The 17,217-nt window shown below is 68.7% G+C and carries 9 protein-coding genes and 1 pseudogene; 4 read left to right on the forward strand and 6 right to left on the reverse strand.

Annotation, left to right across the window (positions count from 1 at the left end; genetic code table 11):
- Window positions 1-92: 92 nt before the first annotated feature.
- Together OG900_00325 and OG900_00330 are read right to left on the reverse strand one after the other, a co-directional pair.
- Window positions 93-905, reverse strand: coding sequence for a helix-turn-helix transcriptional regulator (locus OG900_00325; GenBank protein ID WUH88723.1), 813 nt, complete (start codon window positions 903-905; stop codon window positions 93-95).
- A 9-nt stretch (window positions 906-914) separates the two neighbouring features.
- Window positions 915-1,943, reverse strand: a complete 1,029-nt coding sequence (locus tag OG900_00330) for an aldehyde reductase (GenBank protein ID WUH88724.1) — start codon at window positions 1,941-1,943, stop codon at window positions 915-917.
- Between the two features lie 1,244 nt (window positions 1,944-3,187).
- On the opposite strand from OG900_00330, the gene OG900_00335 reads away from it, so the two are divergent.
- Together OG900_00335 and OG900_00340 are read left to right on the forward strand one after the other, a co-directional pair.
- Complete coding sequence (locus OG900_00335) at window positions 3,188-5,755, forward strand: EVE domain-containing protein (protein WUH88725.1); 2,568 nt, start codon at window positions 3,188-3,190, stop codon at window positions 5,753-5,755.
- The gene (locus OG900_00340) at window positions 5,748-7,112 is read left to right on the forward strand and encodes an McrC family protein (GenBank protein ID WUH88726.1); all 1,365 of its coding nucleotides are present in this window, start codon (window positions 5,748-5,750) and stop codon (window positions 7,110-7,112) included. The genes OG900_00335 and OG900_00340 overlap by 8 nt, the downstream gene beginning before the upstream one ends.
- 41 nt (window positions 7,113-7,153) lie before the next feature.
- Here the strand turns inward: OG900_00340 and OG900_00345 are convergent, their stop codons facing one another.
- Window positions 7,154-7,900: an HNH endonuclease gene (locus OG900_00345; GenBank protein ID WUH88727.1), complete on the reverse strand. Its 747-nt coding sequence runs from the start codon at window positions 7,898-7,900 to the stop codon at window positions 7,154-7,156.
- On the reverse strand, window positions 7,897-8,538 hold the full coding sequence (locus OG900_00350; GenBank protein ID WUH88728.1) for an AAA family ATPase: 642 nt from the start codon (window positions 8,536-8,538) through the stop codon (window positions 7,897-7,899). Before OG900_00350 ends, OG900_00345 begins: the two co-directional genes overlap by 4 nt.
- A gap of 36 nt (window positions 8,539-8,574) precedes the next feature.
- Here OG900_00350 and OG900_00355 point away from each other — a divergent pair, with 36 nt between their 5' ends.
- On the forward strand, window positions 8,575-9,282 hold the full coding sequence (locus OG900_00355) for a cytidylate kinase family protein (GenBank protein WUH88729.1): 708 nt from the start codon (window positions 8,575-8,577) through the stop codon (window positions 9,280-9,282).
- A gap of 8 nt (window positions 9,283-9,290) precedes the next feature.
- Window positions 9,291-10,127 (forward strand): annotated as a pseudogene (locus tag OG900_00360) (DDE-type integrase/transposase/recombinase).
- A gap of 271 nt (window positions 10,128-10,398) precedes the next feature.
- Here the strand turns inward: OG900_00360 and OG900_00365 are convergent.
- Together OG900_00365 and OG900_00370 are read right to left on the reverse strand one after the other, a co-directional pair.
- On the reverse strand, window positions 10,399-10,587 hold the full coding sequence (locus tag OG900_00365; GenBank protein ID WUH88730.1) for a hypothetical protein: 189 nt from the start codon (window positions 10,585-10,587) through the stop codon (window positions 10,399-10,401).
- Window positions 10,588-10,595: 8 nt separating this feature from the next.
- Window positions 10,596-16,850 (reverse strand): hypothetical protein, encoded by a 6,255-nt coding sequence (locus tag OG900_00370; protein WUH88731.1) that lies wholly within the window; start codon window positions 16,848-16,850, stop codon window positions 10,596-10,598.
- Window positions 16,851-17,217: the final 367 nt, after the last annotated feature.

Here is a 17,217-nt window from a genome sequence, read left to right on the forward strand (position 1 = left end):
TGCGCGTCTGCTGTGACCTTCAGCGGCAGTTGACCACCGCGGTCTCGGCTTCGGTGCCGAGTCCGGGCGAGGCGTGCTGTCAGTGCCCGGGGTCAGAGGCTGGTGAGCAGTTGCAGGCGCTCGGCGCTGGGTGAGCCCTGGTCGGCGTGGTAGACGACGAGGAGTTGCTGTGCCTCTGGCCTGAGGAGCTTCTCGTAGCGCAGTTCCAGCTGCCCGACCAAGGGATGGTTGAACCGCGTGTACCCGGCGGCGCGGCGGCGGACCTCCCGTCTGGCCCACAGCGTGCGGAAGCGTTCGCTGGCGACCGTCAGCTCGCCGATGGTCTCCAGGAGTTCGGGATCGGCGTCGTCGATGCTGAGGGTCGCGCGCAGTCCGGAGACGGCTTTGGCGGTCACGTCGTCCCACTGGGGGTAGAGGCTGCGCATCTCGGGCTCGAGGAACACGGCTCGCAGGGGGTTGCTCCCCACGGCGAAGAACGGGCACAAGGCCACAGCCAGGCGGTTGGCGGCGACGACGCGGCCGGATGTCGCCTGGGCGTAGGCGGGTGTGAGGGGCCAGCCGTCGAGCAGGGGCTGGAGGTCGGCTTGGCCCGTCTGGGAGCGGGGACGGCGTCGCCGGGCCGGGGGCGTGGGGTGGGCGAGGCGGTGCAGGTAGGCGACGGCGTCGTCGTCGAGTTGCAGCGCCGCGGCCAGGCTTTCGAGGATCTGGTCGGAGGGGTGCTGGTTGCGGCCCTGCTCCAGGCGCAGGTAGTACTCGGGGCTGATGCCGGCGAGGTGGGCAACCTCCTCCCGGCGCAGCCCCGGGACACGGCGGCGCTCTCCGGCGGCCAGGCCGGCCTCCTGGGGGCTGAGCTGTTCCCGCCGGGCCCGCAGGAAGTGGCCGAGGGTGTCCGCCATGTCGTGCATCCTTCGACGTTAGTCGGCGAGCAGGCCGAGCCGCACCAGACTGCGTGCACTCGCGACAACACTCTCCTCGTTCGAGCGCGGTGCCCCGCCCAGCTGCTCACGGGCCTTGGCGTTGCTGGCCCGGCGGACCACGCCCAGCTGCGGCACCGTCTCGCGCAGCTGCGGGCTGACCGTGGACAGCAGCCGCAGCAGCCAGGCGGGGGCCGACCGGGTGGGGGCCTTCGCAGCCGCTTCGCCCAGCTGGGAGCGAAGGACGAGCGCGATCTGCTCGAAGGAGATCGGCTCGCCTGCCAGTGCCAGGTACCGCTGCCCGGCGGCAGCCGGCGAGGTCATCGCCTTGATGTGCAGGTCGGCGACGTCCCGGACGTCGACGGTATTGGTCCAGATCGGCGGCGCGGCACGCATGGCACCGGTGAGCATCGCGTGGATGATGCGGATCGAGCTGGAGTAGTCGGAACCGAGTACCGGACCGAAGATCCCGACCGGGTTGATCGTGGTGAGTTCCAGACCGTTGCCCTCGGCGGCGATGAAATCCCACGCCGCGCGCTCGGCGACAGTCTTCGACTTGACGTACGGGGTCACGCCGGGCCCGTCCAGGCTCGTCCAGTCGGCTTCCGAGAAGACCCGGTCCGTCGGGCCGTGGCCGTAGCCGACCGCGGCGAACGAGGACGTCAGGACCACCCGCCTGACGTCGGCGTCCCGCGCGGCCCGCAGCACCCGCAGCGCACCGTCGCGCGCCGGGACAATCAATTCGTTCTCGTCCTTCGGACGGGAGGCGGGGAACGGCGAAGCGATGTGCAGAACATAGTCAGCCCCCGCTGCGGCCCTGTCCCAGCCCGCGTCGGAGGCCAGGTCCGCCTCGACGTAGGAGACTCCCTCCCGCCCCGGCGCCTCAGCCACGGAGAGCATCTTTTCGACGTCAGGTTGCCGCTTCAGTGAGCGCAGCGTGGTCGTGACCTTGTGCCCCGACGCCAAGAGCCGCGCGATCGTGTGGGAGCCCAGGAAGCCGGTCCCACCAGTAACGAGTACGTGTGCCATGACGACAGGATCACCGTGCACGACCGCCCGGTTCCAGATCCTGCTGTTACTGGTACCCGCAGGGACAGGCACGACGGCCATGTCGTGAGTGCCCCCAACCAGTCAGTCATGTGGCCAAGTAGCACTGCGGCTGGCCAAGTAGCACTGCGAGCCACATCTGCCTGTCGTTCCATCACGAATCACCAACACGGCGAAGCTGGGGCATCAGGACCATATCCGCTGTATCGGGCCCACCGCGAGAACGACTGAGCCCTGGGCCTCCCACCGGTCAGCGGTATCGCCTGCACCCCCAAGGGCCTCGTCGTCAGTACACGCGGCCGCCACATCTGGCGAGTGGACACGAGCGACGGGGCATACCGGATGGTCACCGCAGTGCCCCTGATCTCCGCCCACGACCGAGGGACGGACACGATCGCCGCACGAGACGACGGAGAACTCGCCGTCCGTCTCCTCGGGGACCGCCGCATTCTGGTGCTGCACCACAGCAACGACTACCAAAGCAGCGAAATCGTAGATCCAGAGGCAGAAGGCGTACCCATGGCCTTCGCATGGGACAACGAAGCCCTGCTCATCGCCGTGCACGACGGCGCACTGCACCGAGTGGAAATGGACGGCACAGCAACAGAACTCACCCGCGTCCAGGGAACACCAGTCGCGATAGCCACCAACCCAGATTCAGTTCACGTTCTCTGTGCATCGTCACCAGGGCGTGCGACCGGAGAGGATTACAACAGGCTCTGGAGCATCCCGCTCGCCGACACCAGCACACCTTTACCAACCCTGGCCAACTCGCCACCACCGCCGCTGGCGAAACCTACGTCGCCGACTTCGGAGCCGGAGCCATCTACCGACTCCTGCCCTAGCCACAGGCAGACCCCGCTGACCATGACAGTCCACCCCCGCGAGCAGACGGGTCGGTCCACGCTTCCAGCCACCCGATGATCATGAGCGTCCAGTCAATGAATCTGATCAGAACCCAAAACACGCAGATCAGATACCACTGCACCCACACGCCAACGCCGATCCTCAGCCCACCCCACAGCAAAGGCAACCGAACCAACTACATGATCAGCTCAGCCCACAGCCCTTCAGAGCGACCATGATCATTGGGCGCGTACAATCCATAACCCGTGCGCGTACCGTAACGCTGCTGTTCCACCGCATAGGGGGCTCAGGCAACAGGATCCCCAGCCCTTGGCTGACGATCTCCGGTACACGGCGCCGTAGTGCGCCATAGTGACAGCATGGAACAGGACGCTCTGGCAGCCGCTGTGGCTGCGTTCAACCGTGCCTCGTACGCCAAGGAGTTGGCGAAGGCCGAGGAGCAGAGGCAGCAGATACTTCGTGAGTTTCCTCTGGAAGGTTGGCCTGAGTTGCCGCTCGAGCGGTATGCGTTGGGGTTCGCCGAGCGGCAGAAGTGGGGTCCGCCCTTCTGTACCCGGATGGAGTTCCATACCGATGCCCTCGGCAGTATCAGGGGCGGCGCCGCCGGCAAGCACATCATGTTCCGCCACCGCAGCGGAGAGTGGAGGCTGTCCGCGCCGCTGAAGGGAATGAACCCCGAGGAAGCGTGGCAGCGACTGCGCAAAGAGTTCGTAGCGGCGTTCGAGACGGCAGGAGCGGGTGCCTTCGACCGGGTGGACGACCTGGAGGTACTCGCCTACGGCCCTGCGCTGGTGACGAAGTCCCTCGCCACGTACTTCCCGGACGAGTTCCTGCCGGTCTACTCCAGCGATCACTTGCGGCACTTCATCGGTCTCCTCGGCGGGTCTGTCTCCGGTGCCCCGGCCTGGCGGTTGAACCGGCGGCTGCGCGAGCTGGTGCTGGCCCGTCCTGAGTTGGAGAACTTGAGCCCGCATGAGGTCGTTCGTCTGCTGTACAAGGCGTTCGACCCGCGGCCGCAGTCCCCGAGGCTCCTGAAGGTCGCCCCCGGGCAGCATGCCGCGTACTGGGAGGCATGCCTGCGCGACGGCCACATCTGCGTGGCCTGGGGGGAAGTGGGCAACCTCGCCGAGTACGGCAGCGACACCGAGCTGCGAGAAGCGCTCACCGAGCACTGGCCGAAGAAGGCAGGTGGGCATCTGGCCCTTGCCCGCCGGCTGCTGGCGTACCGCGATCTCAAGCCGGGCGACCGCATCGTCGCGAACCGTGGCCTGTCTGAGGTGCTGGCCGTGGGGACGGTGACGGACACCGGCTACGCCTACGACGATGCGCTGTCGCCCGAAGCACCGCATCTGGTCGGTGTCTCGTGGGACACCTCGTACGCGCAGGTCCTTGAATCGCCGCAGAACGGATGGCGGCAGACGTTCGGCCCGGTCAGTCAGAAGCTGTGGAAGCAGGTGCAGGCACAGCGGCAGGCGGATTCGGCACCGGCTGGTTCCTCGTCCGGGGAAGAATCCGGCCGCCCGGATTCCGGCGAGGCCCCGGACGTGGCGCTTACTTCCCAGGTCACCCGGGTCGTCGACGCGCTGGAACGCAAGGGGCAGGTCATCCTCTACGGGCCGCCCGGCACCGGGAAGACCCGGCTCGCGCTGAGCGCTGCCATGGCCATAACCGGTATGGCGGACCGGATCGACGCGCCCGTACCGGAGCGCCAAGATGCCGTGAAGGCGATGATGTCGCCGACCGTCCGATCGGCGGAGCGGCCCGCGGTATGGCTGTTCGTCACAAGCCGGAACAAGAGCAACTGGCGCTGGGACGACCTGGAGAAGGAAGGCAGTGCCACCCTCTGGAAGGGCCGGCTTACCCGCAACTACGAGCAGATGCAGCCCGGCGACCTGGTGGTCGGATACGAAAGCAAACCCACGAAGAAGGCCGTCGCCCTGGGACGCATCACCGGCATCGACCTGTCCAACGAGGACGAGTGCGTGAGCGTGGAGTGGGTCCGTCGGCTTGACGGCCCTACCTGGGAGGAGTTCAACACCGATCCGATCCTGAGCCTCAGCGAGCCGAAGGTGCACCGCATGCAGGGCACCGCGTTCCGGCTGACGCCGCGCGAGGCCGAGCGGATCCTCGACCAGGACGAGGGGGAGGACGGCGCCGGATCGGCCCGGCCTACGGTCAGCCTCGTGACCTTCCACCCCTCCTACGGCTACGAGGACTTCGTGGAGGGTTTCAAGCCCGCTCCGGCCGGTGCGGGCAGCGGGCTGTCGCTACGGCTCACTGACGGTGTCTTCTTCGACCTCTGCACCACCGCGGCCGAGGAACCCGACCGCATCTTTCTGCTGATCATCGACGAGATCAACCGTGGTGACCTGCCGCGCATCTTCGGCGAGCTGGTCACCCTCCTCGAGCCCGACAAGCGCGACATGCCAGTGGTCCTGCCCGTCAGCGGCCGATCGTTCTCCGTGCCGCCGAATGTGCGCCTCATCGGGACGATGAACACGGCAGACCGCAGCGTCGGCCACCTGGACGCAGCGATCCGGCGCCGGTTCGCCTTCATCGAAGTGGGTCCTGACGCGGACGTGGTCTCCGGATCAGTGGGGCCGCTGGACCTGGCCGCGTTCTTCGAAGATCTCAACTCCAGGATCGTCCGGTTCCTGGACGCCGACCACCAGCTCGGCCACGCCTTCTTTCTGCGCGACGGCGAGCCGCTCATCAGCGACACGCACCTCGCCGCCGCCTTCCACGACGACATCGTCCCACTGCTGGAGGACTACACCCTCGGCAGCGCTGACCTGCTTCGGGACCTGCTCGGCGGGCTGGTCGATCCGCAGACCGGACGCCTCGCGCTGATACCCGCGGACGAGCTGGCCGCCGCGCTCGCCGCAGAGTTCACCGCCGCAGGCGTCGACGAGGCGCTCGATGGGTGATCCTCGCGGCCGACTTCAGGAGGTCCGCCTGGGAGAGTACGAGTACCGTGAAGTGCGGGGGGAACAGCTGACAGACGCGGATCTGAGCCGCCTGCGGTCGCTCACCGAGCAGCGGTGCCTGAGGGTCTCCGAGACACGGTACGGCTGGCGCATCGAGGCACTGTCGACGGTGGGTGTGCTGGTACTCGACCGCATCCGGCTGGTCATCGAGCCCAAGACCGCGGTGGACGGCAGCCGGCTGGTCAGCTGGCTGTGCTATGCCCTCCATCTGCCGGTCCGGCACGCGGCGACTCCCCGCGGATGGCAGACCGACCGCGCCGGGTTCACGGACCTGGTCATCTCTGCCCTCGTCGCGGAGTGCCGCGCGCTCCTCCTCGGCGGCCTGCGCCGAGACTACGTCCGCCGCGATCTGGTCGAGTCGGTGCTGCGGGGACGTCTGGACCTCGCCGCCCAGGTCTCCCGTCGGTACGGCCAGCTCGACCGGCTCCACCTCCGCGCCTTCGAACGGGACGCCGCCATCTGGGAGAACGAAGTATGCGGCGCCGCCCTGTACCGTGCAGCGCGACTCGCCGACCGCCGGGAGCCGGCGCGGGCGGCAGCCGACACTGCCGCTCTCTTCCCTCAGCCCACTACCCCCGCCGCGGCTGTGCAGATGCTTGCGAGAGCCAGGTACACGCGACTCAACGCACGGTACCGCCCGGCTCACGCCTGGGCCCGGCTGCTCCTCGACGGAGGCGGCATCGACGACCTACTGGTCGATGCCGGGCACACCGCCGATTCCCTGCTACTGCGTATGGAGGTTCTGTGGGAGGCGGTCGTGAGACGGATGGCAGCCGAGGTAGCCGTCGGGATGCACGGGCGCCCGGTGCCGTCCTCCGGCGGCTCGGCGATCAAGGTGTCCGGTGACCGCTCATCCCACTCCCCCTTCCGCCCCGACGTCCTGCTGTGCTTCGCGAACACGCCGCCGACGTTCCTGGCCGTGGATGCCAAGTACAAGCGCTACGACAACAGGTCCATCTCAGCCGGTGACATCCACCAGATGCTCACCTACACCGCCGGATACTCCCCCGAGGGGGCCGGCGCAGCCGTGGTCGTGCACCCCTCCCCATCTGGTGCCATCCACCGCCGTCTTCGCGTAAAAGCACCGCGCGGACAGCTCGCCGAACTGCACGTAGCAGGGATCGACGTACGGCTGTCACCGCAGGACGCGGCGCATGCCTTGGCCCCTGTCCTCGCCGCTGCCCTCCACAGCACCGGCCGCATCCCGGCAACGGCCAGGACGCTCCCTCCAGAGCCGGCGCACCGGCGTGCAGCCGAGGGAGAGACCGTGTCTTCTCCCCGTTCTGCTCGACAGTGAACGTTGGTACCAGCCCGGGCCGTGAAGGCGCTGTGGCAAGCTCAGCCAGTGGGGAGCAGGGCCGTACGGACTACCGGGTCGCGCAGTAAGGCAAGAGTCTCGGGCTCGTCCGCGAAGACGTCTTCGGCTCCTGGTGTGACTGCGTGGTGGAACATGGCGTGGACGACATCGGCGGTCGGCTGTTCCCAGATGTCGCCCGCCCAACGCGTCGCACGCTCCACATCGCCGAGCTCGAAGGCATCGCGCCAACGCTCCAGTAAAAGCGGAGTGAGTCGGTAGGCACGGAGGCGCCCCTCAACAAGAATCCTCCGGTTGAGACCGAATATGGTGATCGTTTCCTTGCCTCTGTCCGAGAGGTCCAGATATACACCTGCAGCAAGTGAGAGGTGTAGGTGCGCGGCAGGATCCTCGCGACTGGGGTCTATCAGTAAGGGCGTTCCGTCGTCGGCAGTCGGGAATTGGTCACGCTTCAGGTGGCTGTTGCACAGGGAGCACGCCAGCAGGTGGTTGTTCCAGTCGAAGGTCCTGAGCGGGTTGACCCGGAGGGGCTCAAAATGATCGATGTCTGTGCCCTGGCTGTCCCCGCAGTACATGCAGCGTTCCAGCCCGGGCGCCATCTCCGCGAGGGTGCTTTTCAGCACCGGGTGTATGTGCTTCCGGACGGTGGTGTGCTTCCATAACTCCCGTGCCCGCTGCCGGGGAACGGATGCCTGTCCTATGTCGCTTGTGTATCCGACCATTTTCGTCAGGGCCGTCTGCGGGAGCGGCACCCGGGTGATGCGGATCATGGTTCCCGCCGGGTGCGGGAGTGGAGCCGGGCTGCGATCTCGTCGACACGGGTTGCCGGGGAGCTGGTCAGCTTGCGTTTGAGGTCACGGTAGTGGGCTTTCTCTTGCTCTGTGGCGTTGCCGCGTACAACGTCCAGTTCCAGGGCTACGAGCTCTTCCCTCTTCTGCTCTGCCTGTTCCGAGTAGGGGGTGTCGAGCCCGAAGAGGTCGGAGAGTACGGCGTCGTCTCCGCTTCCGAAGATGACCCGGTCGTACAGATGCTGGGGCACCGTCTCCACTGGGCTGTCCTCGTCGGGGCCTGGGAGCCTGATCAGGCCGCCCGGGTCGGCCGCCTGGCAGATGTAGGGGCTGTGAGTGGTGACGATGAACTGGATGTTCGGGAAGTGCGTCTTGAGCCAGCCGCCGATTCGCTTCTGCCACGAGACGTGCAGGTGTGCGTCGATCTCGTCGATGATGACGATCCCCGGGCTGGGGACCTTGGGGACGCCGTCAGCGGTGTCCAGGACGAGCTCGCCGAGTCCGCCCAGGCCCGCTGGCGCGCGATCACCGCACCCCACCTCGTCGCCCTCGTCCGAGCCGGCGCCCGCTTCGAACGCGGCATCCTGGTCGAACGCGAGCCAGCGACCGCAGCCTGACATGGGGTGCTAAACCGAGACACCGTAAGAGAGGCAGCAGTGGACCAAGGCACCCGCGGGGAACTCATCCGCAGACTGACCGAGGTGATCACGTCCATCACGACCGCGCACCCGCTCCGGGTCGCCATCGACGGGCCGCCCGCCTCCGGCAAGACCACGCTGGCCGACGAGCTCGCTGTCGTCCTGCGCGCGCAGGACCACGACGTCATCCGCGCGACCATCGACGACTTCCTCTTCCCCCGTGCACAGCGCTACCGGCGCGGCCAGTACTCCGCCGAAGGCTGCTACTTCGACGCCCACGACCACGCCGCGCTGTGCCGAGTCCTGCTCGATCCGCTCGGCCCGGGCGGAAACCGAAGGTTCCAGCACACGGTCTACGACGCCGACACCGACACCCCTTCGTCCCCGCCGGCCACGACCGCCCCCGAAGACGCCGTACTGCTCTTCGACGGCGTCTTCCTCCTGCGCCCAGAACTCATCGACCGGTGGGACCTGAGCATCTTCGTGTCCGTCCCATTCGAGCAGACGATAGATCGCGCCAAAGACCGAGATGCAGCGCTGGCCGGATCATCCATCGCCGACACAGCCGAGATCGAAAGGTCCTGGCGCAACCGCTATATCCCTGCCCAGCAGCTCTACTTCGCCACAGCCCGTCCGACCGACCACGCAGACATCATCGTGCACAACGATCAACTTCAAAGCCCGACCTGGGAAGTCCGACCAAACTCACCGATACACAGGATTTGACAATTGCTCTGGACGTGCTGCACTCGCCCGAGTTCGCCGACATGGCGCCCGCCGAGATATACGCGGTCCTGCTGGACCGGGGCGTCTACCTGTGTTCGGAATCGACGATGTACCGGCTCCTGCGCCGCCACGGTGAGGTCCGTGAACGCCGGCGGCAGGCCGTCCACCCGCCCCGCAAGATCCCCGAGCTCGTCGCCGAGGGCCCAGGCCGCGTCTGGACGTGGGACATAACCAAGCTGAGGGGGCCGGTGAAGGGCGTCTACTACTGCCTCTACACGATCATCGACATCTTCAGTCGCTACACCGTCGGCTGGATGGTCGCCGACCGTGAGAACAAGGATCTCGCCGAACGCTTCCTGTCCGAGACCGTCGCCAAGTACCGCCTCGACCGCGGGCGGTTGACCATCCACTCGGACCGCGGGTCGCCGATGGTCGCGCAGAACGTCGCCCAGATGCCGGCCGGCCTCGGTGTCACCAAGTCCCACTCCAGGCCCAAGACGTCAAACGACAACCCCTTCAGCGAGAGCCAGTACAAGACCCTGAAATACCGGCACGACTTCCCCGAGCGCTTCGGCTCCCTCGAGGACGCCAAGGCATGGTGCACCCGCTTCTTCCACTGGTACAACGAGGAGCATCGGCACTCCGGGATCGGTCTCCACACCCCCTACCACGTGCACTTCGGCCTCGCCGAACGGCTCCGCGACATGCGCGCGGACATCCTCCAGGCCGTCTACGAACGCCACCCCGAACGCTTCGTCCGCAGGCCACTCGAACCACCCAAACTCCCAGGCACCGTCTGGATCAACAAACCGAAGGACGACCCACCGATCCCGACGCAGCGTTAGAACGAACTACCTGCCTCAATCGCTTTGACAGGTTCCGCAGGGCGGTGACGAAGTAGATGACGCGTACCCCGTCGATCTCGTCCGCGTAGTCGCGCAGCGCGGCCGAACTCGCCGCCGTCGTCGCCCTGCTGCTCGCCCGGCTGGGCCCGCCCGCCCCGGCCGTGGCGGCCGAGCCGCTCCCCGCCTCGCCCCGGCCGGGCCCGCACCACTGATACGCGGCGGGCCCGTTCCCCGGTCCACTCGGACCGGGGAACGGGCCCGCCCTGTCGGCTCAGGGCCGCGTCGAGCGCCGCTCACGCAGCCACAGGCCGGTGGCGACCGCCACGGTGCAGATGCACAGCCAGGTCACCAGCTCCCACGCGGGAGGGAACCGCCTGCCGCTGACGAGCCACCCCACGACGAAGGCGACCACGGCGACAGAGACCAGCAGTGCGGTGCGTTTGACGATGTTCGTCGCCATGTTCTCGCCTACCACCAGGTGTGAGTTGCGGAGTGATGGAAGTACGGGTGTCCTCCGTACCAGCTCCAGTGCCAGCCGTAGGAGAAGACCACTTCCCGGTACCTGTAGGTTCCCCAGGCACTGACGGCCTGAGACATGACGCCGACGATGACCCCGACGACGCCCAGGCAGATGGCCGCCCCGATGCCGCCCAGCGCCCAGGAGCACAGCCCGCCGATGAGGCCCGCGGCGCCCCAGAGGTAGCCCTGGTACATCATACGGGCCTGCTGGACGGTGAAACCGAAACCGATGTGCCCCTTCCAGTGGTAGAAGTCGAACAACCAGTACATGCCGGTCAGATCCGAACGGGTCACCGGATTCTGCGTGGCGTAGTCGTACGCGTTGGCACCGACAGTGGGGAGCGGGTCGGTGGACAGGAAGCGGCCGGTGGTCGGGTCGTACAGGCGCACCCCCATCAGCGTGGCGCCGGTGACCGTCTCCGCCGAGCGGAGTTTGCCGCCGAGCCAGCCGTAGCGGACCGCCGCTCCCGTGAGCGGGTTGCCGTACTCGTCGTACGCGAGTGCGGTGGGCGCGGTCGCGGTGTCCAGCGGCAGTTGGACGGTGACGTTGCTGTGCAGATCGGTGAGCTGCAGCACCGTGCCGCCGCCGGCGGTGACGGCGTCGAGGTCTCCGCTGATGCCCCGCACGTTGCGGGTCAGGGTGCCGCTGGTGTCCTCCGCGGTCCAGCTCGGACTGTCCGTGCCGTCGCCGTAGTGGTTGGTCCTGGCGCCCGTCTGGTTCCAGGTGCCGGCGGTGTTCGTCTCGGTCGTCCAGGAGGCCAGACGCTCGGCGGGGTCGAGCGTCCACGTCTGGCGGCTGGCGCCGTCGGCGGACGTCTGCTGGCGGACGAGGTCGTCGGTGTAGTAGCCGATGACGGCGCCCGAGGACTGGGCCGTGGTACGCCCGAAGGCGTCGTAGACGATGCCGCCGTTCCCACCCTGGGTCTGCAGGCGGTCGGCACTGTCGTAGGTGTAGGCGGTGGACACCGGGGTGCCCGCGGTGCCGTCGGGGTTGTCGACGGTGGTGATCAGGCCGGTCCTGTCGGAGTCGCCGTCGAAGGCGTAGGCCCGGTGGGTGGTGGTGCCCTGCTGGGTGTCGTCGACGCGGGTGAGGCGGTCGGCCGCGTCGTAGGCGTAGACCTGGGCACCGGTGTCGGTGGTGTGGCTGGCCTGCTGGCCCTGCACGGTCTGGGTGACCGCATCGGTCGCCAGGATCAGCCCGTCGCTGTCACGTGTGTACGTGCGCGACGTCTGCGTGCCGCTCTCGTCACGCGTGAGGGCCAGGGTGAAGCCCCCGGGCAGGGTCTCGCCGGCCAGGTCGCCGTCGGCATCGTAGGTGGCAGTGAACGTTCCGGCCACCGAGTCGGAACGGGAGGTCTCCAGCCCCCGGGGGTCGATGGCGGTGTCGTAGGTGTAGGTGGTGGTCGAGGGCGCCGAGTCTGTGACCCTCGTCGGCCGGTCCAGCGTGTCGTACCAGGTGGTGGTGGTGTTGCCGGTGCCGTCGGCGTAGGACACCTGCCGGCCCAGGGCGTCGTAGCCGGTGGAGGTCGTCTGGCTCGCGGTGCTGGTGGTGGTCTGCTGGCCGGTGGCCGGATCGTAGGAGAAGGTGACGTCCGGTACAGCGGTGCCCACGCCGCCGGTCACCGAGGTTCCAGTTCTGCGTCCCGCGCCGTCGTAAGTGGTGGTGGTGGTGCGGGCGATGCCGTTCGCGGTGTCGGTGACGGTGGCCGTGTCACCCCAGCGGTCGTAGGTGGTGGTCCTGGTGGGCAGTTGCGCCGGGTTGCTGCCGCCGCCGGTGATCGCGCCGGCCGGGCCGACGGAGCAGACAAGGTCGGCCCATTCGGGTCGGCCGTTGCACGTTCCGGTGCCGGTGGCCGACCAGTAGGTCGTCACCGTCGCACCGGCGTCGGACCCGGTGGACCTGGGCAGTGCGGTCCTGATGACGCGGCCCTGCGCGTCGAAGCCGGTGGTCCTGACCACGTCCAGTCCGGCCGGATCGGTGACCGAGCGGTTGGCCAGGCCCATGACCCAGTCGTAGCCGGTCGTACTGGTCTGCACGTCGCCGTCGCCGGAGTAGGTGTCACCGGCCAGCACCGCCGCGCCCACGACGACGGTCGTCGGCTGGTCGGCCACCGTGGCGGTGCCGTCGGTCGGGCGCCCCTGGTCGAAGGCGGTCACGGTGTGCTGTCGCGCCGGCACGAACGATCCGGCCGGGAGGTCGGTGCCGCCGTCGGCCGCGTGCAGGGGCGAGACGAGGGTCACCATGTGCAGCGGCCCGAACGTCTCCAGCTCGCGTTGGCCGGCGTTGGCCGGGTCGGTGTCCTTGTCGGTGCCGGCGTCCGCCGCCACGCTCATGCTGTTGTAGACCGACAGGGTCGACAGCAGTCGCGCCCGGTCGGCCGTGGCGAGGCCGTCGATGCCCAGTCGCTGCTGTTTGGCCAGGCCGTCGCCGGCCGTGGCCAGCGCCAGCTCCCTGTCGGCGGCGGTCAGTTCGCGCACGGTGTTGCCGAACTGGTCGTACTCGGTAGTGGTGAGGTGCCCGCCGGGGCCGGCGGTGTTGACCTCCCGGCCCGAGGGGTCGGTGTAGGTGACGCTGGCGCGCCGGTATGCGTCGTCGGCCAGCGACGCACCGTCGTGCGAGGCGGGGACGGCATCCGGGGGGAAGACCGCGGTGGCGTCCGAGGGCACGTCGCCCTGCCCCCATGCGGCGACGTCGCTGCTGCCCATGGCGTAGGGCGCGCCGGTGCCGTTCAGCGGAACGTCGTAGACCACGCTGGTGGTCGCGGTGCCGTTGGTCTGGGTGGCACTGCCCGGCGTCAGGGTCGCCCGGGAGGCCGACAGCAGCATGCCGTCGCTCGCGGTGGCGGTGTTGCCCACGTTGCCGTAGGCGAACGTCCACGGCAGTTCACCGGCCGGGGTGAGAGTGGTGATGCGGCCGGCGCTGTCGTAGTCGTAGGCCGTCTTCAACGCGGGACTGATCCGCGGGTCCCACTCCTGGCGGAGCCTGCCGGCGGTGTCGTACGCGTACTGGGCCACCGTCGACGCGGTGGCCGCGGAACCGCCCGGGTCGGTTGCCCACAGCTTGATCTGGGAGACCTGGCCGGCGTAGTCGCCGAAGGTCGAGGCGCCGGCCGTGGTGGCGGTGGCGTAGACGTACTGCAGGACCCGGCATCCCTTGGTCGCCGGCGTGGCGGCGCAGGTGGCCTGGGTGACCGCGGAGGTCGGAGCCACCACGTACTTCGGACGTGCCAGCACCGTGCTGCCCACGGTGACCTTCTCCGAGACCACCTGCGTGGTGGAGTCGGTGGTGGGCAGGAACGTCGAGCTGACCTGCCACGCCGTGGCGGCGGGATCGACCTTGGCGAAGGTGGTGGTCGTGCCGTCGCTGTCCTTCAGCGTGAAGGTACCGGTGAGCGTTCCGGTCAGCGCCAGGTCCTCGGAGCCGGGTTCGGGCTTCCATCCGCCGCCGGTGGTGGCGGTGAAACCGGTCGGGTTCCCGCCTGCGTCGACCAGGGCCACCGAGGTGGCGGAGGTGGCGTGGAGGTAGGACCAGTCGGAGTTGGTGGTCTCCGCGGTGGTGCCGGAGGTCCACTGCGGACCGAAGACGGCCACCTGCCCCTCCTGCGCGGACCCGTTGGCGGGACGGCGCGAGGTGGCACTGCGGGTGACGGACAGGTCGAATCCGGAGGCGTCGGTGGCGCTGATCGCCGCGTCCCCGGTCAGGGCGTTCACTGACGCCGGACCGGCCGTCAGCGACGGGGCGGAGCCGGCGTTGCGGTCCACCGTGACCGTGTTGGCCGGGGAGTTGTCGGCGCTGGTGCCGTCGGTGAAGGCCGCACGGACGTCCACCGGCCCGTCCTGGGCCAGGGTGTCGGTGACGTTCCAGGTCAGTGCGGCCGGTACGCCACCGGGTGCGGCCACGGGCCAGGCACCCGCGGCGGAGCCGTCAAGTGCGCGGACGTCCGCGGTGGGCACGGTGTGCCAGGTGTCGGTCTCACCGATCCGGTACTGGTAGGTCACGCCGGTCTCGGTGGACTTCCCCTGCCCGGCCAGCTCCATCCGGCGGGCCGGACGGTCACCCTGGGCGGGCGAGAGCAGGGCTGCTCCGGCGCCCGCGTAGAAGGTGTAGGTGGTGGCCGTGGAGACGTTGCCGGCCTTGTCGTGCGTCGTGGCGCTCACCACGTGCTTGCCGGCCCGGAACGTCAGGGTGTCGGAGACGGCGGTGCCGGTGGTGGTGTGGGTGTGGGCGGTGCCGCCGTCGAGCGTCCACACCACCGAGGCGGTGTCGGTGGTCGGCGGGGTGAAGGTGAAGGAGCCGGCGAAGTCGCCCGAGGCGTCCGCGGTGCCGGACCAGGTTCCCGCCGGGAAGTCACCCGACGACACGGACGTGGTGGCCGGTGCCCTGGTGTCGACGGTCAGCGTGCGCCAGGCGGTCCAGTCGCTGTTCGGGCTCCACCAGTTCTGGCCGTCGTAGGAGGAGGCGTGCCATTCGTAGGTGCCGTCCGCCAGTGCGGTGGTCGGCGACCAGGTCGCCGTGGCACCGGAGTTGACGTAGGCGGAGTAGCCCGAGGCGACCACGGTGGTGCCGTCGGTCTTGTCGACCTGGAAAAGCTCCTTGACCGTGTCGCTGTCGGCGTCGGTCGCCGATGCCTGCAGGGCCGGCGTGGCGTCGTTGACGCTGGCACCCGTGACCGGCGCGACCTGCGTTGGCTTGGACGGCCGGTGGTTGTAGGTGATCGAGAACGTCGGGTTGTTGGCGAACTTCACCCGGTCCAGGTCGTTGGTCTCGGTGGCGTTGAACAGCCCCATCGTCCAGTTGGTGTTGTGCAGGTCGGCGATCTTCTGCATGCCCGAGGTGACGTCGAAGGTCACCGGCAGGTTGGGGCTGCTGCTGGTGGTGGTGAACGTCGTCGACGCGCTGGGGGAGGGGTAGTTGGGGTTTGCCGCGGTGTCCTTGCACGGCTGCTTGTTCCACGTCGTCGTCGAACTGATGGCGCACGTGGAGAAGGCGTTGACCGTGTCCGTGTTGGTTCCCGACGCCGAGGCGCTACTGACTTTGGTGTTCAGCTTCGCGGACTGGATGACCGCGCCCCAGATCGAGCTGGGGATGCTGAGGTTGTAGTAGGTGCGCTCGATGCCGGTGGGCGAGGAGAAGCCCTGGTAGCCGACGGCCAGGCCGCCGCTGGGCGTCACGCCCCAGTTCGAGGTCGTGGGGTAGGCCTGCTGCACCTCGTCGTAGTGCAGCGTCGAGCCCGACGCCGGGTGCGGCACGTACGCCGGGTCGATGTAGACCGGGAAGACCGTGGACTTCGCCGTCAGCAGCCGGTGGTCGGCGGCCAGGTGCAGTGTGTGGTCCTTCAGCCGCGCGGTGACGCGTGCCTGGTGGGAACGCGAGCCCGGGCCCCGGGCGCTGGAACGGGTTCCGGCGGCCGTCCGCGTGCGGGCTGGGGACGGCGCCGAGCCGGCGGTGTTCGCGCCGGCGGATGGGGCAGCGGTCTCGGCGCTGGTGGCCGAGTCCCACATCACCGGCGCCGGGGAGGTGACCAGCAGCCGGCCGCGGGCACCCTTGACCGTCAGGTTGCCGCCGGCGTCCGTGGCGGCGCTGGTGCCGCTGCCGGTCGCCACACCCTGCACGAGATCAGCCAGGGCCGGATCGGCGGCGGCAGCGGCGGTCCTGACCACCAGCGTCTCCTCCACACCGCCTGTCACCGAAGCGGTGACCTGCAGGTCCACTCCGTCCAGCACGTTCGCGTACGTCGCGGTGTCACCGGACAGCACCGGCATCGCCAGCTTCGACGGCCACGACAGCGACACGCTCCTGCCGTCCACGACCATCGTCGCCAGCGGACCCCCACCACCCCCCGACAGCGACAACGCCGACTCCGTCGCCACCGGTGCGACCTTCCCGTCCGCGCCGAGCTGCAGCGTGGCGTCCAGGTCAGTCCATCCACCGCCGCGCCTGACCCGCACCGGCTGCGCGGAGACGGCGTAGGTCACCGAACCGTCCGGGTTCAGGAACGTCTGCGACGCGTCCGTACGCTCGCTCAGAGCCTCGATGCGCCGGTGCTGCAGACGCGCCATCAGGCGAGCCGACGGCACGTCCTGGGCCTGCGCCGCTCCCAGCGTCGGCGTAGGAGTCGCTGTCACCGCTCCCTCGTGCACCGTTCGCGGTGCGGCGAACGCCACCCCCGAGTTGGCCGCGACGGTCGCCGTCTCGACAGCCATGGCCAGTACCGCCAGCGCCGACACCCGTCTCAGCCATCGTGACGTCCTCTTCGGATTGCCCGGGCCGCGGCGCCGGGCACCCCCCCACGTGATTTCCACCATGCCTCCTCAGAAGCGGCTCAGCCGCTTCGCAGTCAGTAGCCGGGGGATCCTCACACGGCCGGGACGTGCCGCGTAAGGCGTTCAGCGGGACCCCGTTTTCGATGGCAAAGCGAGGGCAAAGTTGCCCCCATCGACTGTCCTGGGAGCCGGTGGGCCGACCCACGTCCATAGACGCCTTCTGCTGTGCAAAACCCCCCGGCAAAACGGCCTCTGATCTCGGCAAACATGCAGGGGGCGTGACAAGGAACACCCGGCCGTGCCCGGC

Source organism: Streptomyces sp. NBC_00433, assembly GCA_036015235.1.
GTDB lineage: Bacteria > Actinomycetota > Actinomycetes > Streptomycetales > Streptomycetaceae > Actinacidiphila.